The sequence below is a fragment of the Brucella sp. NBRC 14130 genome, from assembly GCF_040371715.1.
In the GTDB taxonomy this organism is placed as follows: Bacteria; Pseudomonadota; Alphaproteobacteria; order Rhizobiales; family Rhizobiaceae; genus Brucella; species Brucella intermedia.
In genome coordinates, this window is the sequence record NZ_BAABTE010000012.1 from 1 (window position 1) to 15,197 (window position 15,197).

Genomic DNA, 15,197 nt, shown 5'->3' on the forward strand with positions numbered 1-15,197 from the left:
CCCAAAGCGCCAAAAAAATACCAAAACCGGTCATAATATCGCACCCATAACGCGGGGTGGAGCAGCCCGGTAGCTCGTCAGGCTCATAACCTGAAGGCCGCAGGTTCAAATCCTGCCCCCGCAACCATCTTTACTTGCGATCCACCCCGCCCTCCGGCGGGGTTTTTCGTTTGTGCGGAAATTATAAGGATTCCAGCGAGATCGCCCTGAACGTCGATCTCCACCTTGCCGTCCACGGGGGTCAGAACGATCTGGTTCACCAGCGAGCGAAGGATGTCCGCCGCCTCGATCCGCTTCTCTTCCTCTTCGTCCTGCAGGGCTTCATAGAGCTGCTGGACCCGCTTGCGGTATTGGAGCGCCATTGAAGGGTGCAGCAGGGGAGGGGGTTCCTCGGCCTCGGCCAGGAACGTCCTCAGCTCCGATTTCCGAGCTTCCAGCCGCTTCATGTCCTCTACGATGGCTTCAATCGGCCCGCCAGCCTTAATGGCGGTCAATAGCTTCGCCAGTTCGTGCTCGGTCTTTTCGATCTCGGCTTCCGCCGAGGCAATGCCCGCACGGCCTTCCATGCGTAGGCGATTCATCTCCTGTGTGAATACCTCGCAGAAGCGAGCGAACATCTCGGGATCGACAAGTTTGGTACGCAAGGCGTTCAGAACGCGCGCCTCCAACTCGTCGCGGCGGATGTTCACCCGGTTGTCGCAGGTGCCCTTGTTGCGCGCTGTCGAGCAGCCGATCAGCGTCGCCGAGATCGCGGAATAACCGCCACCGCAGCAGGCGCATTTGGTCAGTCCAGAGAACAGATATTTTGGCCGGCGCCGATGGTTCATCTTCCGGACATCCGCAATGCCGCTTTCGTCGCGTTCGGTGCGGTTCTCGCCCTGCCTCGCCTTCACGGCGTTCCAGAAATCGTCATCGAGGATGCGCAGTTCCGGCGCTTCCTGAATGACCCATTCGGATTCCGGGTTGGGCCGGGCCTGCCGCTTGCCGGTATCCGGGTCTTTGACGAAGCGCTGACGATTCCAGACGATCTTGCCCACATACATCTCGTTGTTGAGGATGCCGTTGCCACGCTTCGGATTGCCGTTGATCGTGCTGAAGCCCCAATCGCCGCCAGACGGGGCGGCAATGCCATCCCTGTTCAGGGAGAAGGCGATGGTCTTGGCCGACTTGCCGGCGGCATAGTCGCGGAAGATGCGGCGCACGACCTCGGCTTGAGCTTCGTTGATCGTGCGATCGCCGCGGATCGGTTCGCCGTTAGCGTCCAGCTTCTTCACCACGTCATAGCCGTAGGAGTTGCCGCCGCCCGACTTGCCCGCCTCGACCCGGCCGCGTTGCCCGCGCCGGGTCTTGTCGGCCAGATCCTTCAGGAACAGCGCGTTCATCGTGCCTTTCAGGCCGACATGCAGATGCGAGACTTCACCCTCGGAGAGGGTGAACATCTTCACGCCCGAATAGGACATGCGCTTGAAGAGGCCCGCTATGTCCTCCTGATCGCGTGAAAGCCGATCCATGGCTTCGGCGAGGATCAGGTTGAAGCACCCGCGTGTCGCGTCGGAAATCAGGGCCTGGATGCCGGGGCGGAGCAGCGACGAGCCGGAGATCGCGTGGTCGGAATATTCCTCGACGATCTGCCAGCCCTGCTTCTCGGCATGAAGCCGGCACATGCGGAGCTGGTCGGCGATCGAGGCGTCGCGTTGATTGTCGGAGGAATAGCGGGCGTAGATCGCGACCTTCAATGCACCTCTCCTTTCGGCATCAGGAGGTGCGCTTCCCCCGTCGCCTCGTCATCCTGACTTCTTCCGCGTAGCATTCCCGTGCTGCCTGTCGCGCCAGAAAGTCGACCAGAAGCAAAAGCCGCGGATCGGGATCGCCCCTCGGCGTAAAGGTCAGGTCCGGCTCGTCGATGAGCAGGGATTCGAGCAACTCTTCGCGCTCGTTGCTTGTCATCTTCGCCGGTGAATGGGTTGATCGTAAAGTCATACATCCAAGCATTCACCCGAAGATCAGCATAAGCAATTGAAATAACACGCGTATAGTTGGCGGCGGAAAGTATGCCCCCGGCGGCATCGGCGAAGCGCGGCGCAATCCTTCGTGCTACAGCATATGGAAAATACTGACGTGAACGCGCAGTATTCTCGTGCATTACTGCTCTGTGGTGAGCGTCCAGGGCCATCGCTGACATCCCTTGTTTGCAACGCAGAAATCGGCTATATGTCAGGATATATACCACGGAGGCCAGCCATGAGCAATGCTGCGCAGAAGAGAGCGATCGAGAATTACCGGGCGCGCCTGACACAGCGCGGCTTCAAGCGCTTTGAGGTTCTTGCGCTGGAATCCGATCGCGATCTAATCCGATCGCTCGCCCGTCAACTGGCCGAAGAAGGACCAGAGGCAGAGCAAGCCCGACAGACGGTGAGGGCTCTTGTTTCGGGTGAGCCTTCGAAATCCAGCGGCATTCTGTCGGCCCTGCGCCGCTCGCCTTTGGTCGGCGCCGATCTCGATCTGTCGCGCCCGCGCGAGGAAGGGCGACGGGTCGATCTGTGACGCGCTATCTCCTTGACACCAACATCATCAGTAACACCGTCAAGCCGCAGCCCTCGGAATCGCTGCTGGCATGGTGGAGCGAGCAGAGCGATCAAGACCTGTTCGTCGCGTCTCTGACTATAGCTGAAATACGCCGCGGCATTTTAGAAAAACCACGTGGCAAGAAACGAGAGGTTCTCGATACGTGGTTCACAGGACCGGAGGGACCGCAGGCTCTTTTTGCGGGGCGCATACTGCCATTCGACGACAAGGCCGGGTTGATCTGGTCGCGATTGATGGCGGACGGCAAGGCCGCTGGACGCCCTCGCAGCGGGCTCGACATGATCATCGCGGCGACGGCAGGCGCAAACGATTGCGTTGTGATCACGGACAACGAAAAGGACTTCGCCGGTATCCAGTTCATCAACCCCATGCGAGGCTTCGTTTGATGCTGCGGCAGAGAGCAAAATGCTCGGGAGGAAAATGTGGCTGAAACCCAGATCGAGTGGACCGACGCCACCTGGAATCCTGTCGCCGGGTGTTCGATTGTAACGGCCGGCTGCACGCACTGCTATGCAATGGAAATGGCCAAGCGCCTGGAGGCGATGGGCGTCGAGAAATATGCGGGGCTGACCCGCAAAACTGGCCGACGCACCGTTTGGAACGGGGTGGTGCGCGAAGACCGCGAGGCGTTATCCATACCACTTCGGTGGCGCAAGCCGCGCAAGATCTTCGTCAATTCCATGAGCGATCTGTTCCACGAACAGGTCAGCGACGACTTCATTCTCGATGTATGGCAAATCATGCGCGAGACGCCGCACCACAACTATCAGATACTCACGAAACGGCCAGAGAGAATGGCCGATCTGGTGGCCAGCAAGATAGGCGAGGTTCTGCCCAACGTGTGGCTTGGGACCAGCATCGAAAACGCTGCTGTAGCCGAACGGATCGAGCATCTGCGGAAAGCGCCTGCTGCGATCCGCTTCATATCATTCGAGCCTCTGATCGACGCCGTCGGCACCATCGACCTCAGTGAAATCCATTGGGCAATCGTGGGCGGTGAAAGTGGGAAATCCGCTCGTCCCATCCGTGAAGAATGGATCGATGAAATCTACACCAATTGCCAAACGGCAGGGACGGCGTTCTTCTTCAAGCAGTGGGGTACATGGGGCAAGGACAACAAAAAGCGGTCAAAAAAGGCAAACGGACGCGAGTATCGAGGCCGAACTTGGGATGAGATGCCGATAGCGCCTCAGCCGGCCGCATAAGAACAGGGGACTTGGGGGCGAAATGACGAGGAAACAGTACGAATGGCCGGATGGCGCAAAACTGGAAGACCACTCCAAACGCAAGCATAAGATCCTGCGTGAATACGTCTTCGACTATCTGACTGTTCGCTGCAAGCTTCCCCAGCGCGAACGCTTTCGGCTTGCTATCGTCGACGGTTTCGCAGGCGGTGGCCGCTACCAATGCGGCTCCCCTGGCTCGCCGTTGATCTTCATCGAAGAATTGAAGCGCGCAGTGGAAGCAGTAAACACTCATCGCACGGTGCAGGGCCTCGGCATGATTGAGGTCGAATGCCTGCTGATCTTCAACGACGCCAGCCTTGATGCCGTCGAGCTTCTGAAGGGGCATGTCGCGCCGATGCAGGCTGACATCGCCGCAACGTGCCCGAGGCTGCATCTGCGCGTCGAATACCTCAACGAGTTCTTTGAAGTCGCCTATCCCCGGATCAAGGGCCTTCTTGAACAGGGCCGATATAAAAATGTCCTGTTTAATCTCGACCAGTGCGGTGACAGTCACGTCAATCGCGAAACGATTATTGACATCATGCGCTCGTATGCATCGGCGGAGATTTTCTACACCTTCATGATCAGCTCTTTGTTGGCCTTCCTCAAGAAGGACCAGCCGGACCAGCTAACGAAGCGGCTTGATTACCTTGGTATCAAGGGCACCGACATCACGTCCCGGAACGACCTTATGAGCAAGAACGACTGGCTCGGAACGGCGGAGAAGATGGTCTTCGAGGTCTTCCATCGATGTGCGCCATTTGTGAGCCCGTTCTCGATCAACAATCCTGATGGCTGGCGCTATTGGTTTATTCATTTCGCCAATGCCTGCCGAGCACGGCAGGTTTACAATAATATCCTCCATGACAACGCGACCCTCCAAGCGCATTTTGGCCGCTCGGGTCTCAACATGCTCTCCTACGATCCGCGTGATGACGAAGGCAGACTATACCTGTTCGATAATAATGGACGAGCCTCTGCCAAGGAGCAGCTCATGGGAGACATTCCCCGCCTGGTGAGCGACGCGGGAGACGCCATGTCCGTTATGGAGTTCTATGAGAGCATCTACAACATCACACCGGCTCATGCTGATGACGTTCATGCCGCAATCATCGAGAATCCGGATCTTGAGGTAATTACGCCTGCCGGCGGTGAACGACGAAAGGCGAATACGATCGCGGCCGACGACATCATCAAAGTGAAAAACCAGCGTAGCTTTTTTCCAATGTTTCTAAGTGCGAGTTCGAACCGGAAAGGAATAAAGGGTAAGAACTGACCCAGCTCCGGATTGCGTCTGTCGCGAGACGGTAAACATCAATCTTCAGTATACCTGTCGGAGTTGCTACCGCCCTTGTGAAACGCATCAGAGTTGGCCGTTTCATCGGCGTTCAGGGTCACTTTGGTTTTGCCTTGAGATTCAGGCTCACGGTGCTGCATTGGCAACGCAGAGAATCAGGAGAACCACCCCGCGGAGACACGTATAACCACGATTGGCAGTCCTTGCACCGCAGACACTCCAGCAATTCCTTGAATGCCGTCACCACAGGCTCGAAATCCTTCTTCCCGAAGTTGGCCCACTCATTGTAATGCACAGCCTTGTTGACAGCCCACTGCTCGACATTGCTCGCCCCGCTAGAGCTGGAGAGTGTTGCCTTGCGCTCAAGCGCGGCTTCCTTTGCGGCGGCATTGCCCCACGACTGAGCTGCATCAGCGGCCTTTCCATAGACATCCTTCGCGCGCGAGAGGACGTTGGGTAGCAATTCGCCGAGGTCATAGTTACCATCCGCCCGAAAAATCGGCCGCGCGCCAAGTTGGTCCGCGAGCTGGCGTGATGCGTATTCCAGATGGTGCCGTAGCCCGTGGGCGGCTGTCTCGACCTTACCCTTGGCGAGAGCCGTAGCGATCTCATCCCAGATATCCGCGTTTGACTCGACAAGCGGACCTGTATCCACAGTCCAGCTATGGAACGCCAGCGACGTCTTCGCGGTAACAAGCCCCGCTGACTTCATTTGCTCCGCCCATAGGCGATCATGCGTCGTTATGATGAACTGCGTGTCGGGGAAATGCGTTTTCAGCAACTTGCAAAACTGGTAGCGATGGCCCGAGTCGACGGACATCACCACATCGTCCAGCAGTGCGATCGTGAAGCTCTTCGCGAAAAGGCGCTTCATCAAGGCGAGGTAAAGACATACCCCCATGCCGTCTTGATGCCCCTCGCTGTGATAAGCGCCGGGCGGGAAAAGACCGCGCTCGTAGAAATTCACGTCGAAATCGAGCCGCCCCTCGCTGGGTGTCAGCTTCGCCGTGAACTTCGCCTCATCGTCCTCATTGATCAGACGGTAGAAAGTGCTGAAATCGTCCTGAACGTCGTCATAGAGAGCATTCAGCTCCTGTTCCATGACGCGACAATAGGCCTCGTAGGTTGCCCTAGCCGCATTGCTGGCGGCCTTCGCGGCCTCGTTCCTCCGCATGGCGTCGCGGTAGTCATTGAGGCGAAGCTGCGCTGTCGTGAGAAACGTCTGCGCTTCGATGGCCGCGCTCTGGTCAGGTTTCGCGTGGACCTTGGCCGTGAGGGCGGCAAGCCTAGAAGGAGTAGCTTCAGGCATTTTGGGCCATCCACTGCCCAACCGCTCTTTCAAACCGATCAGCCCGTCGAAATTCCCAAGTTGCCCCTTCAATTCCTGAAGGTCAGTCCCCCATGCGGTTATGATATCGGCTCCGACCGCGTCGTCTTCCTCTTTTGCGATCCTCAGAGCCTGCCTGAGAAGGCCGAGCAAGTTTTCCGCATGGGCGGCGAGGTTGCCGCCGTTCGAAAGAAGAGACGTCTGCAGTTTGCCGGCGTCCTCGGATTTTGAGAGCTTGGCCTTGAGGTGTGCGAGCAGATGGTTCTCGTCAGGCCAAGGGTGATCGCATAGCGGGCACTCGGGTCCATCGACAAGTTCAAGCCCCTTTTCCACCAGCGAACGCCGCTGCAAAGCTTGGAGCAGGGCGGGATCGCCCTCCAGCGTCGCGATGCCGGAAAGGATTGCCGCTGCTTCCTCCTTCCCCATGTCCGCAAGGGAGCCGAGCATATCCGACAACGCCTGGAGATCACGCAGTGCGGATTGCTTGTTGAACTCAGACAGCTTGTCGGCGTCGGAAAGACCTGCATCGATCTGCGTGTCGGATGTCAGCGTTTCGATCTTTGGCAGGCCAACCGATTCTCGCTTTGGGTTGACCGAGGCCAGCAACTCCGCGGCGCCTAACGTAGTGATCTGTAGATGCCGCTGCAACGTATCGCGGCTTGACTGCACTTGGCTTGTTGCAGCCTTGAATCCGGTCTGTAGCTTATTCTGCGCGGTATTGAGCGCGGCGCGAGTCTGTCCGATGCCGTCCAGCTTCAGAATCGCCTGGATTTCCTCCGAGCGTTTTGTCGGCTCCACCAGAATGAAACGAAGAATGTCACGCCGTGCGAGCGTGATTTCCGGATGATCCGCGATCTCGGCGAGTGCCGCTTTCACATCTGCGTCGGGAGGCACAATCTTCGGCTTGCCTGGAGCAGATACCTTCCGCGTGATCGTCGCCGACTTGCCGAGAGCGGAAATGAAAACCCTCAACTCCACGAAGGCAGCGTCCGGGAACTTCACCTTGTCGACATGCGGGCCGTGTTCTGAAACCGAAAGGCTTTTCGTACCCCGCCCAGTCAGACGCCCGATCTCTCCGGTAAGGCCGAACTCTATCGCGTCAATGACACCGCTCTTGCCGGTTCCATTCGGGCCGGAGATCGCGAAGGTTCCCTTTCCGAAGTTGATGTCGAGCTTGCGAATTCCGCGGAACTCTTCGACGTGAGCGGTTTCGAGTTTGATCACTTCACATCACCGCCAACCGGCGTCGAGAAGATTTTTACGAAGTCGTCAGCCTTGATCTTCTTATCGTCCGACAGCAGCTTCCTGATCTCTTCAACCTTGTCGGAATCGAGTTCTTTCCCCTCCTCAAGAGCTGAAATGAACTTCTTCGCAATGTCCTGTTGCAGCGTTACCATGTAGCCCCATGTATTGCCCGCAGAATCGGCACCAATTGTAGCGCGAAGTAGCTTCGCGGGAAGCTCGAAACGTGCAGCGGGTCTAACTTCTGAAACCCTGATATCCGTATTTGCGGGTTTGCGATTTTGCGGGGGAAAGCCTTCCCCCTGGCCGGCGCCGGGGTCGCCGGCACACCCCCTTCTGCGGAGAGACCCCCAGGCTGTGCAGAAACTCGCTCTGATGTCGCTGGGCTTGGATCTCGCCCGCTAGCGGTGGCGCGGCGCGACACAATTCAGCATCGTGCCACCTCGGGTTTGACAGAGTGAGCCCGATAGTTTTTCGAAACCGCCTTACGTCACCAAGCCAAGGGCAACTCCGCCCACGGCCGCCAACAATACGACAACCCATGGCGGAGCTTTCCAGGCGATCAGCGCCACGAAACAAATCAAGGCCAGTGCGAAATCCGGCATGCCTCCGATCGCGCTGGTGAAGACCGGCGTATAGAGGGCCGCGCCGAGAATGCCGACGACCGCAGCATTGGCGCCCTGCATGGCCGACTGCGCCCATGTCGTGCGGCGCAACTGATCCCAGAAGGGCAGCGCCCCGATCAGGATCAGGAAGCCCGGCAGGAAAAGTGCGGCAAGAGTGATTGCGGCACCGGCTACGCCGTTCGGCTGCGGTCCCATGACCGCCCCGAGCCAAGCCGCGAATGTGAACAGTGGCCCCGGCACTGCCTGCGCCGCGCCATAGCCCGCGAGAAAGGCGTCATCCGACACCCATCCCGGCGTGACGGTTTCGGCCTGCAAAAGCGGCAGCACCACATGCCCGCCGCCGAAAACCAACGAGCCGGCGCGGTAGAAGCTATCGGCCAGCGCCCATCCCTGCGCCTGTCCGGCGACGAGCGGGAGACCGATCAGCAAGGCAGCGAACAGCGCAAAGGCCGTCAGTCCGGCTGTCCGTGAAACCGGGACCGGCAGATGGTCGCCGACCGCGACCTGTCCATTGATGAGAACCAGCCCGGCGATTGCGCCAAGGAGTATGGCGGTCATCATTCCAATGGCGCCCGGCGCCCAGGCAAGCAGAAGCACGGCAACGACCGCGATCGTAGCGCGCTCCTTATCGGGGCAGAGGTTCTTCGCCATGCCCCACACAGCTTGCGCCACAATGGCGACGGCCACGATCTTCAGACCATGCAGGACGCCGAGCGCAAGCGGGCTTTCCAGCCGCGTAGCCGTCATGGCGAGCGCGAGAAGGACCAGAGCCGATGGAAGTGTGAAGGCGAGGAAAGCCGCAAGCGCGCCGAGCCATCCCGCTCGCGTCAAACCAAGCGCAAAGCCAACCTGGCTTGAGGCCGGACCGGGCAGGAACTGGCATAGCGCCACCAGATCGGCATAGGCGCTTTCGCTCAGCCATTTTCGCCGCGTCACCAGCTCGTCCCGGAAATAGCCCAGATGCGCGATCGGTCCACCGAATGAGGTGAGCCCCAGCTTCAGGAAAACGCGGAAAACTTCGGCGACGCTGGCCTTTGACTGCTGGTGGCTTTGATCCATTCATGAGACCTCGTTGGTTCGGGCATTGTTGCGAGCGGTGACGTGTGATTGGCGCAGGATAGATTCTCAGGTTGCAGCCGTCAGATTGACCCGCTTCATAAGGGCCTCGCCACTCTCCTTGCGTTCGGAATAGCGGTCGGTCAGGTAGGGTGAGATATCGCGCGTTAGCAGCGTGAACTTCACCAACTCTTCCATAACGTCGACCACTCGATCATAATATGACGATGGTCTCATCCGGCCTGCTTCATCGAACTCCTGATATGCTTTGGCGACGGACGACTGGTTGGGGATCGTCACCATCCGCATCCAGCGGCCGAGCACCCGCATCTGGTTGACGGCGTTGAAGCTCTGCGAGCCGCCTGAGACCTGCATGACGGCGAGTGTCCGGCCCTGCGTCGGCCTTACCGCTCCGACCGAAAGGGGAATCCAGTCGATCTGCGCCTTCATCACCGCACTCATCGCACCGTGACGCTCCGGGCTGGTCCAGACCTGACCTTCCGACCAGAGCGAGAGTTCGCGAAGCTCCTGCACCTTGGAATGATTGACGTCAGCCCCATCCGGCAGCGGTAGGCCGGACGGATCGAAGATGCGCGTTTCTGCCCCGAAGTGTTTGAGCAGACGCTCGGCCTCGAATGTCAGCAAGCGGCTGTAGGATCGCTCACGGAGCGAGCCGTAAAGCAGCAGGATACGCGGCGGATGGGTAGACGGGGCTGCTACGCGCAGCCGACCAAGGCTGGGAGTATCAACGCAGCCGGCATAAAGATTGGGAAGATCGTGCGGCATCAGCGCTGTGCTTCCGCCAGCTTTGAAACTTTGCCGCCGCGCTCATACCAGCCTTTGGAGCGGTTCACGATCCAGACGACCGAGAGCATCACCGGCACTTCAATCAGCACCCCGACGACCGTGGCGAGGGCCGCGCCTGAGTGGAAGCCGAACAGGCTGATGGCCGCAGCAACCGCCAGCTCGAAGAAATTCGACGCACCGATCAGCGCCGAGGGGCCGGCCACGCAATGCTGCTCGCCGGCCATCCGGTTGAGCAGATAGGCAAGCCCGGAGTTGAAATAGACCTGAATCAGGATCGGCACAGCGAGCAGGCCAATGATTGCCGGCTGCGCGATGATCTGCTCGCCCTGAAAGCCGAACAGCAGAACCAGCGTCGCCAGCAGGGCAACGAGGGAGGCCGGGCCGAGCTTTGCAAGAAGTCGGTCAAGAGCTGCCTGCCCGCCACTGGCCAGCATCCGGCGACGGATGATCTGCGCGATAATGACGGGAATGACGATATAGAGCACGACCGACAGAACCAGCGTGCCCCATGGCACCGTGATGGCCGACAGGCCCAGCAACAGCCCGACAATAGGCGCGAAGGCGACAACCATGATGGCGTCGTTGAGGGCGACCTGGCTCAAGGTGAAATGCGGCTCGCCCTTGGTCAGGTTCGACCAGACGAACACCATGGCCGTGCAAGGTGCTGCGGCGAGGATGATGAGGCCGGCGATATAGCTGTCGATCTGATCCGCCGGCAGATAGGGCCGGAACAGCCAGCCGATGAACAACCATCCCAGCAGCGCCATCGAGAACGGTTTTACTGCCCAGTTGATGAACAGTGTCACGCCGACGCCGCGCCAGTGGCGGCCGACCTCGCCCAGTGCGGCGAAGTCGATCTTGAGCAGCATGGGGATGACCATCAGCCAGATCAGCACCGCCACCGGCATGTTGACCTTGGCAATTTCCATTGCCGCGATGGCATGAAATGCACCCGGCAGAAAATGGCCGAGCGCGATGCCGACCACGATGCACAGCGCGACCCAGAGGGTGAGGGAGCGTTCGAAGGTAGACATGGAATTCCCTCAGGCCGTTGCGACACGCTGGCCGTGTTCGTCGATCACTCGCTCGCCGTCTTCCTTGACGAACTCGCCGCGCTGCGGGGGCAACAGGTCGAGCACTTCCTCGGACGGCCGGCAGAGCCTCACGCCCTTCGGGCTAACGACGATGGGCCGGTTGATCAGGATGGGATGCGCCATCATCGCGTCGAGCAATTGCGCGTCACTCAAAGCCGGGTCGCCAAGGCCCAGTTCCGCATATGGAGTGCCCTTCTCGCGCAGCAGTTCCCGCACCGATATGCCCATGCGCGCAATAAGTCGGGTCAGCATCTCGCGCGACGGCGGTGTCTTCAGATATTCGATGACATGCGGCTCGACGCCCGCATTGCGGATCATCGCCAGCGTGTTGCGCGAGGTGCCACAATCCGGGTTGTGATAGATGATGACGTCCATGGCCGGCCTCACGCTGCGCTGTTGCGTGGAGACGACGCGCCATCAGACTGGCCGATCTCGGTCAGCTTCGTGCTCAGCGACGCCTTGTCGAGACTGGCGACCGGCAGGGACGTGAACGCCGAGAGGCGGTTCTTCATGTAGCGGAAGGCTGCAACGAAAGCGGCTTCCTTCTGGATATCTGGCCCATCGACGGCAGCAGGGTCTTCGATCCCCCAATGGGCGGTCATCGGCTGACCTGGCCAAACCGGGCAGGCTTCGCCGGCGGCGTTGTCGCAGACAGTGAAAACGAAATCCATGACAGGCGCGCCAGGGCCGGCAAACTCCTCCCAACCCTTCGAGCGGAAATCTTCAGAAGGATAGTCGAAGCTCCGCAATACCTTCAGCGCGAAGGGATTGACCGCGCCCTTCGGCTGCGACCCGGCAGAGAAGGCGCGAAAGCGGCCTTCGCCATCCTTGTTCAGGATGCTTTCTGCGAGGATCGAGCGCGCCGAGTTGCCGGTGCAGAGGAACAGAACGTTGAAGATGCGGTCAGTCATGGGCAGCCTCCTTGGCGGCGAGGGTTTGCGGTGGGCAGCAAGGGGAAAAATCAGCGATCAGCGGCGCGCAGATCTCGGGTCGGCCGCCGCAGCAATCCTTGACTAGAAAGCTGGCGAGCGCGCGCACGGCATCGAGCCTTGCCCGGTAGATGATCGACCGACTGTGCCGCTCCGGCTCGATCAGGCCGGCGCGCGTCAGCGTCGCCAGATGCGTCGACATGGTATTGTGGGGGACATCCAACCTGCGGGCGATCTCACCTGCGGGCAACCCATCCGGCTCATGCTCCATCAGCAGACGGAACACGTCGAGGCGGGTCGGTTGCGCGAGCGCGGCGAAAGCGAGGATGGCGTTATCTGATTCCATATGTCGAGACTAATCGACATATGGGTTTAAGTCTAGGTGGCAATGGTCCGTAGTTTCCGCCTCGTCGGGTAACCGCGATAATTGCGCGACGGCGGGGACATCACTGAAACTCGGTCGCGACAGGCAAACTGGCTGTCACCCGAACAGCAGCCTTACCCCTGAGGCAAAAAGGATTACAGCCAGAATAATGCGCAGCCATAGTTCGGGCAGGTAACGGCTGCCGATGAAGGCCCCGAGCGAGCCGCCAACAGCGACGGCGATCAGCCAGCCGGGTAGCGCACTCGGAATCTGATCCCACCAGGCATAGGCTCCGAGCAGTGCGGCCGCCGAGTTCATCAGGTTATAGACGGCGGTTGTCGCGGCAGTCTGGCGCGCTGTTCCCCAGTTCATCGCGAGGATCACCGGCGCAAGAAATACACCCCCTCCGGTCCCTGTCGTGCCGGATATGAAGCCGATGATCGCACCCGTGGCCAGCGCCGGTATGAACGGCGGATCGGTTGGCAGGTCCGCAGATACTCCAGATCTACGAAGGGCCGTCCTCGCCATCTGAGCGGCCGAAAGGACGAGAACCACCCCGACGACCGGGTAATAGATATCCGCCGGTAGCTGGACAGCGCCGCCGAGCAGAGAGAATGGGAAGCCAAGGATCGCAAAAGGCCATACGCTTCGCCATGGCAGCCTTCCAGACTTCAGGAACATGGCTGTCCCGATTGCCGCAACCAAAAAATTGAGAGCGAGCGCGGTCGTCTTCATGGCCAGCGGCGCAAAGCCGAGCAGTGCCATGATCGCGATGTAGCCGGATGCCCCGGCCTGACCGACCGATGCATAGATCAGCGCGATGAGGAAGAAGGCTACCGCGAGCCAGAGCGCATCCAATTCCACCTTGCCTGAACCTCATCATGGTCGGCATCCCGAGCGTGCGGCAGCGCGCGCGTTCCCCGAAGCCTCCTTGTCTATCACCAGACTGATGCGAGCAATATGTTCTGAAGCTTGCCACAGTAGAAATTGCATGTATTGCCAAGCATTTACTGGGGTTATTCGCCCGCGGATGCTATACTCCATTACTTGCTGGACGGGGGCAAAATGGGACGTTTTATTGAGGGATATGATCGCAGCCAGCCGTTACTGCTGCCCGCCTATGTTGAAGATTACGTGTCGCAGGAATCTCTCGTCCGAGTCGTAGATGCCTTCGTCGAAACGCTCGATCTCACGGCGCTCGGCTTTGAGCGCACTGTCTCCGCCGCGACGGGGCGACCCGGCTATCACCCCGGCGACATGCTGCGGCTCTACATCTGGGGCTACCTGAACCAGTTGCGTTCATCGCGCCAATTGGAGCGCGCCTGCCAGCGCGATCTGGAGGCCATCTGGCTGATGCGGCGCATGACCCCGGACTATCGGACCATTGCGGCGTTCCGGCACGATAACCCCGAAGCGATCATCCGCACGGGGGCCGCATTCATCAGTTTCTGTCGCGAGAACGGCTTGATCACTCCTGGCAAGGTGGCGCTGGACGGAACAAAGATGCGGGCGGTTGCCAGCGCGAAGAATATTGCAGGAGCGGATCGTCTGGCACGCGACATTGCTCATACCGAAACAGAAATCGCCTACTAACTCGACCGCCTCAACATAGCAGATCAACACTCGGCGGGCGCGCGCGATCAGACGGTCAATCGCGCGGCGTTTGCCAGCGCGATCGCGTCACTCGAACGCCGTAAGCAGCGCTTGGAAAAGCGGCAGGCCGAACTTGCTGAGCATGATACCAACGTCGTGGTCTTCGGAGAACCGGATGCACGACCAATGGGATATGGCCGGGCTCCGAAGTTCCCAGCCTATAATCTCCAGAGTGTCGTCGATATCGAAAGCGGCCTGATCATTCACAACGATGTCGCCAACGAAGCCAACGACAGCCAGCTGCTGCATCCAATGGCGATAGCGGCAAAAGAAGTGCTCGACGTTGACCAGCTAGAAGTGCTGGCGGACGGGGGCTACTCGAACGCGCAGGAAGTCGCGCGTTGCGAACAGGACGGTGTCCGCGTGGCAGCGCCGATCAAGCGCGGGGCCATGAGCGCGCAATACTTCCGCCCCGTGCAATTCGTCCATGACGAGTAGACCGACACGATCCGCTGCCCTGCTGGTGAAACCATGTATCCCAAGGGCAAGCATACCCGAAATCGGGCGATCCGTTACAGAACGCCCGCGTGCCAGACTTGCCACATCAAGCCGCAGTGTACGCCAGGAAATCAGCGCACCATTCACAGGCTCGTGGATCAGGGCGCGCTCGATCGGATGGAGCGTCGGCTTCACGAGAACCCTGATCTCATGACGATCCGGCGCTGCACGGTGGAGCATCCCTTCGGCACCATCAAGCGAATGTCTGGCGGAGGCCGCTTCCTGACCCGCGGTTTGCGGCGGGTGAAAGCCGAAGCTGCCCTCTCGGTCCTGGCATTCAACATCATCCGCGCTTCGAACGCCTTCGGGACCGGGGCGCTGATGTCGCGGGGCTAAGAGCCCCGCTCGATTCAGCTCGCGTCATCGCGCCCGCACTGAATTGTCGCCGAGTTTCTGCACAGCCTGCCCCGCAACGCCCCCTGAGAGTGAGAGTGCGGGCCGATTGGCCGTGACGGGTTGAGGGCTGGAGAAGAGGTCTCCGGCGCCCGTCGC

General features: G+C 59.7%; 19 protein-coding genes, 1 tRNA gene and 1 pseudogene. 10 read left to right on the forward strand and 11 right to left on the reverse strand.

Annotated features, from left to right (window positions below; translation table 11 throughout):
* Positions 1 to 50 precede the first annotated feature (50 nt).
* The 3 genes from ABWW28_RS20520 (at position 51) to ABWW28_RS20530 (ending at position 759) form a co-directional block, all read left to right on the forward strand.
* Positions 51 to 127: transfer RNA gene (locus tag ABWW28_RS20520), tRNA-Met, on the forward strand.
* A gap of 43 nt (positions 128 to 170) precedes the next feature.
* On the forward strand, positions 171 to 365 hold the full coding sequence (locus ABWW28_RS20525; RefSeq protein WP_342588294.1) for a hypothetical protein: 195 nt from the start codon (positions 171 to 173) through the stop codon (positions 363 to 365).
* A 118-nt stretch (positions 366 to 483) separates the two neighbouring features.
* Positions 484 to 759 (forward strand): hypothetical protein, encoded by a 276-nt coding sequence (locus tag ABWW28_RS20530; RefSeq protein ID WP_342588295.1) that lies wholly within the window; start codon positions 484 to 486, stop codon positions 757 to 759.
* On the opposite strand, the pseudogene ABWW28_RS20535 reads toward ABWW28_RS20530, so the two are convergent.
* Both ABWW28_RS20535 and ABWW28_RS20540 read right to left on the reverse strand, forming a co-directional pair.
* Positions 699 to 1,736 (reverse strand): annotated as a pseudogene (locus tag ABWW28_RS20535) (recombinase family protein); the annotation flags it as partial. The gene ABWW28_RS20530 and the pseudogene ABWW28_RS20535 overlap by 61 nt on opposite strands.
* Before the next feature lie 19 nt (positions 1,737 to 1,755).
* Positions 1,756 to 1,980: a hypothetical protein gene (locus ABWW28_RS20540; protein WP_097142754.1), complete on the reverse strand. Its 225-nt coding sequence runs from the start codon at positions 1,978 to 1,980 to the stop codon at positions 1,756 to 1,758.
* Positions 1,981 to 2,241: 261 nt separating this feature from the next.
* Here ABWW28_RS20540 and ABWW28_RS20545 point away from each other — a divergent pair, with 261 nt between their 5' ends.
* From ABWW28_RS20545 to ABWW28_RS20560, 4 genes are read left to right on the forward strand one after another with little or no spacing between them, the layout of a single operon-like run.
* A complete protein-coding gene (locus tag ABWW28_RS20545; protein WP_036742432.1) occupies positions 2,242 to 2,544 on the forward strand; it encodes a hypothetical protein in 303 nt (100 codons plus the stop codon).
* A complete protein-coding gene (locus ABWW28_RS20550) occupies positions 2,541 to 2,972 on the forward strand; it encodes a type II toxin-antitoxin system VapC family toxin (RefSeq protein ID WP_097142755.1) in 432 nt (143 codons plus the stop codon). Before ABWW28_RS20545 ends, ABWW28_RS20550 begins: the two co-directional genes overlap by 4 nt.
* A 36-nt stretch (positions 2,973 to 3,008) precedes the next feature.
* Complete coding sequence (locus tag ABWW28_RS20555; protein WP_097142756.1) at positions 3,009 to 3,791, forward strand: phage Gp37/Gp68 family protein; 783 nt, start codon at positions 3,009 to 3,011, stop codon at positions 3,789 to 3,791.
* Positions 3,792 to 3,813: 22 nt separating this feature from the next.
* Positions 3,814 to 5,088, forward strand: coding sequence for a three-Cys-motif partner protein TcmP (locus tag ABWW28_RS20560; protein ID WP_097142757.1), 1,275 nt, complete (start codon positions 3,814 to 3,816; stop codon positions 5,086 to 5,088).
* A 118-nt stretch (positions 5,089 to 5,206) separates the two neighbouring features.
* On the opposite strand, the gene ABWW28_RS20565 is transcribed toward ABWW28_RS20560, so the two are convergent.
* The 9 genes from ABWW28_RS20565 to ABWW28_RS20605 all read right to left on the reverse strand — a co-directional run bounded on the left by ABWW28_RS20565 (position 5,207) and on the right by ABWW28_RS20605 (position 13,418).
* Positions 5,207 to 7,660, reverse strand: a complete 2,454-nt coding sequence (locus tag ABWW28_RS20565; RefSeq protein ID WP_353391888.1) for an AAA family ATPase — start codon at positions 7,658 to 7,660, stop codon at positions 5,207 to 5,209.
* Positions 7,657 to 7,833, reverse strand: a complete 177-nt coding sequence (locus ABWW28_RS20570; RefSeq protein ID WP_175496432.1) for a hypothetical protein — start codon at positions 7,831 to 7,833, stop codon at positions 7,657 to 7,659. The genes ABWW28_RS20565 and ABWW28_RS20570 overlap by 4 nt, the downstream gene beginning before the upstream one ends.
* A gap of 330 nt (positions 7,834 to 8,163) precedes the next feature.
* Complete coding sequence (chrA, locus tag ABWW28_RS20575; protein ID WP_149149237.1) at positions 8,164 to 9,363, reverse strand: chromate efflux transporter; 1,200 nt, start codon at positions 9,361 to 9,363, stop codon at positions 8,164 to 8,166.
* 66 nt (positions 9,364 to 9,429) lie between these two features.
* Positions 9,430 to 10,146, reverse strand: coding sequence for an arsenical resistance protein ArsH (arsH, locus tag ABWW28_RS20580; RefSeq protein ID WP_097142760.1), 717 nt, complete (start codon positions 10,144 to 10,146; stop codon positions 9,430 to 9,432).
* Positions 10,146 to 11,201, reverse strand: coding sequence for an ACR3 family arsenite efflux transporter (gene arsB, locus ABWW28_RS20585; RefSeq protein ID WP_097142761.1), 1,056 nt, complete (start codon positions 11,199 to 11,201; stop codon positions 10,146 to 10,148). Before arsB ends, arsH begins: the two co-directional genes overlap by 1 nt.
* A 9-nt stretch (positions 11,202 to 11,210) precedes the next feature.
* Positions 11,211 to 11,636, reverse strand: coding sequence for an arsenate reductase (glutaredoxin) (gene arsC / locus ABWW28_RS20590; RefSeq protein ID WP_097142762.1), 426 nt, complete (start codon positions 11,634 to 11,636; stop codon positions 11,211 to 11,213).
* 8 nt (positions 11,637 to 11,644) lie between these two features.
* Positions 11,645 to 12,172, reverse strand: a complete 528-nt coding sequence (locus tag ABWW28_RS20595; protein ID WP_097142763.1) for an arsenate reductase ArsC — start codon at positions 12,170 to 12,172, stop codon at positions 11,645 to 11,647.
* Entirely contained in the window at positions 12,165 to 12,536 is a 372-nt protein-coding gene (locus ABWW28_RS20600; RefSeq protein WP_097142764.1) for an ArsR/SmtB family transcription factor, read from the reverse strand. Before ABWW28_RS20600 ends, ABWW28_RS20595 begins: the two co-directional genes overlap by 8 nt.
* Positions 12,537 to 12,671: 135 nt before the next feature.
* The gene (locus ABWW28_RS20605; protein WP_353391892.1) at positions 12,672 to 13,418 is read right to left on the reverse strand and encodes a sulfite exporter TauE/SafE family protein; all 747 of its coding nucleotides are present in this window, start codon (positions 13,416 to 13,418) and stop codon (positions 12,672 to 12,674) included.
* A 201-nt stretch (positions 13,419 to 13,619) separates the two neighbouring features.
* Here ABWW28_RS20605 and ABWW28_RS20610 point away from each other — a divergent pair, with 201 nt between their 5' ends.
* From ABWW28_RS20610 to ABWW28_RS20620, 3 genes are all read left to right on the forward strand, one after another.
* Positions 13,620 to 14,147, forward strand: coding sequence for a transposase (locus ABWW28_RS20610; protein ID WP_353391895.1), 528 nt, complete (start codon positions 13,620 to 13,622; stop codon positions 14,145 to 14,147).
* 111 nt (positions 14,148 to 14,258) lie between these two features.
* Positions 14,259 to 14,645 carry a transposase gene (locus tag ABWW28_RS20615; RefSeq protein WP_353391896.1) on the forward strand — a complete coding sequence of 129 codons (387 nt, stop codon included), beginning with the start codon at positions 14,259 to 14,261 and terminating at the stop codon, positions 14,643 to 14,645.
* 9 nt (positions 14,646 to 14,654) lie between these two features.
* Positions 14,655 to 15,041: a transposase gene (locus ABWW28_RS20620; RefSeq protein WP_353392031.1), complete on the forward strand. Its 387-nt coding sequence runs from the start codon at positions 14,655 to 14,657 to the stop codon at positions 15,039 to 15,041.
* Positions 15,042 to 15,197 lie beyond the last annotated feature (156 nt).

Excerpts from the sequence above, each read along its gene's own strand:
- ABWW28_RS20530 (WP_342588295.1), top strand. The coding sequence starts at position 484 with ATGGCGGTCAATAGCTTCGCCAGTTCGTGCTCGGTCTTTTCGATCTCG.
- ABWW28_RS20540 (WP_097142754.1), bottom strand. The coding sequence starts at position 1,980 with ATGACTTTACGATCAACCCATTCACCGGCGAAGATGACAAGCAACGAG.
- ABWW28_RS20545 (WP_036742432.1), top strand. The coding sequence starts at position 2,242 with ATGAGCAATGCTGCGCAGAAGAGAGCGATCGAGAATTACCGGGCGCGC.
- ABWW28_RS20560 (WP_097142757.1), top strand. The coding sequence starts at position 3,814 with ATGACGAGGAAACAGTACGAATGGCCGGATGGCGCAAAACTGGAAGAC.
- ABWW28_RS20570 (WP_175496432.1), bottom strand. The coding sequence starts at position 7,833 with ATGGTAACGCTGCAACAGGACATTGCGAAGAAGTTCATTTCAGCTCTT.
- chrA (WP_149149237.1), bottom strand. The coding sequence starts at position 9,363 with ATGGATCAAAGCCACCAGCAGTCAAAGGCCAGCGTCGCCGAAGTTTTC.
- arsH (WP_097142760.1), bottom strand. The coding sequence starts at position 10,146 with ATGCCGCACGATCTTCCCAATCTTTATGCCGGCTGCGTTGATACTCCC.
- arsB (WP_097142761.1), bottom strand. The coding sequence starts at position 11,201 with ATGTCTACCTTCGAACGCTCCCTCACCCTCTGGGTCGCGCTGTGCATC.
- arsC (WP_097142762.1), bottom strand. The coding sequence starts at position 11,636 with ATGGACGTCATCATCTATCACAACCCGGATTGTGGCACCTCGCGCAAC.
- ABWW28_RS20595 (WP_097142763.1), bottom strand. The coding sequence starts at position 12,172 with ATGACTGACCGCATCTTCAACGTTCTGTTCCTCTGCACCGGCAACTCG.
- ABWW28_RS20600 (WP_097142764.1), bottom strand. The coding sequence starts at position 12,536 with ATGGAATCAGATAACGCCATCCTCGCTTTCGCCGCGCTCGCGCAACCG.
- ABWW28_RS20610 (WP_353391895.1), top strand. The coding sequence starts at position 13,620 with ATGGGACGTTTTATTGAGGGATATGATCGCAGCCAGCCGTTACTGCTG.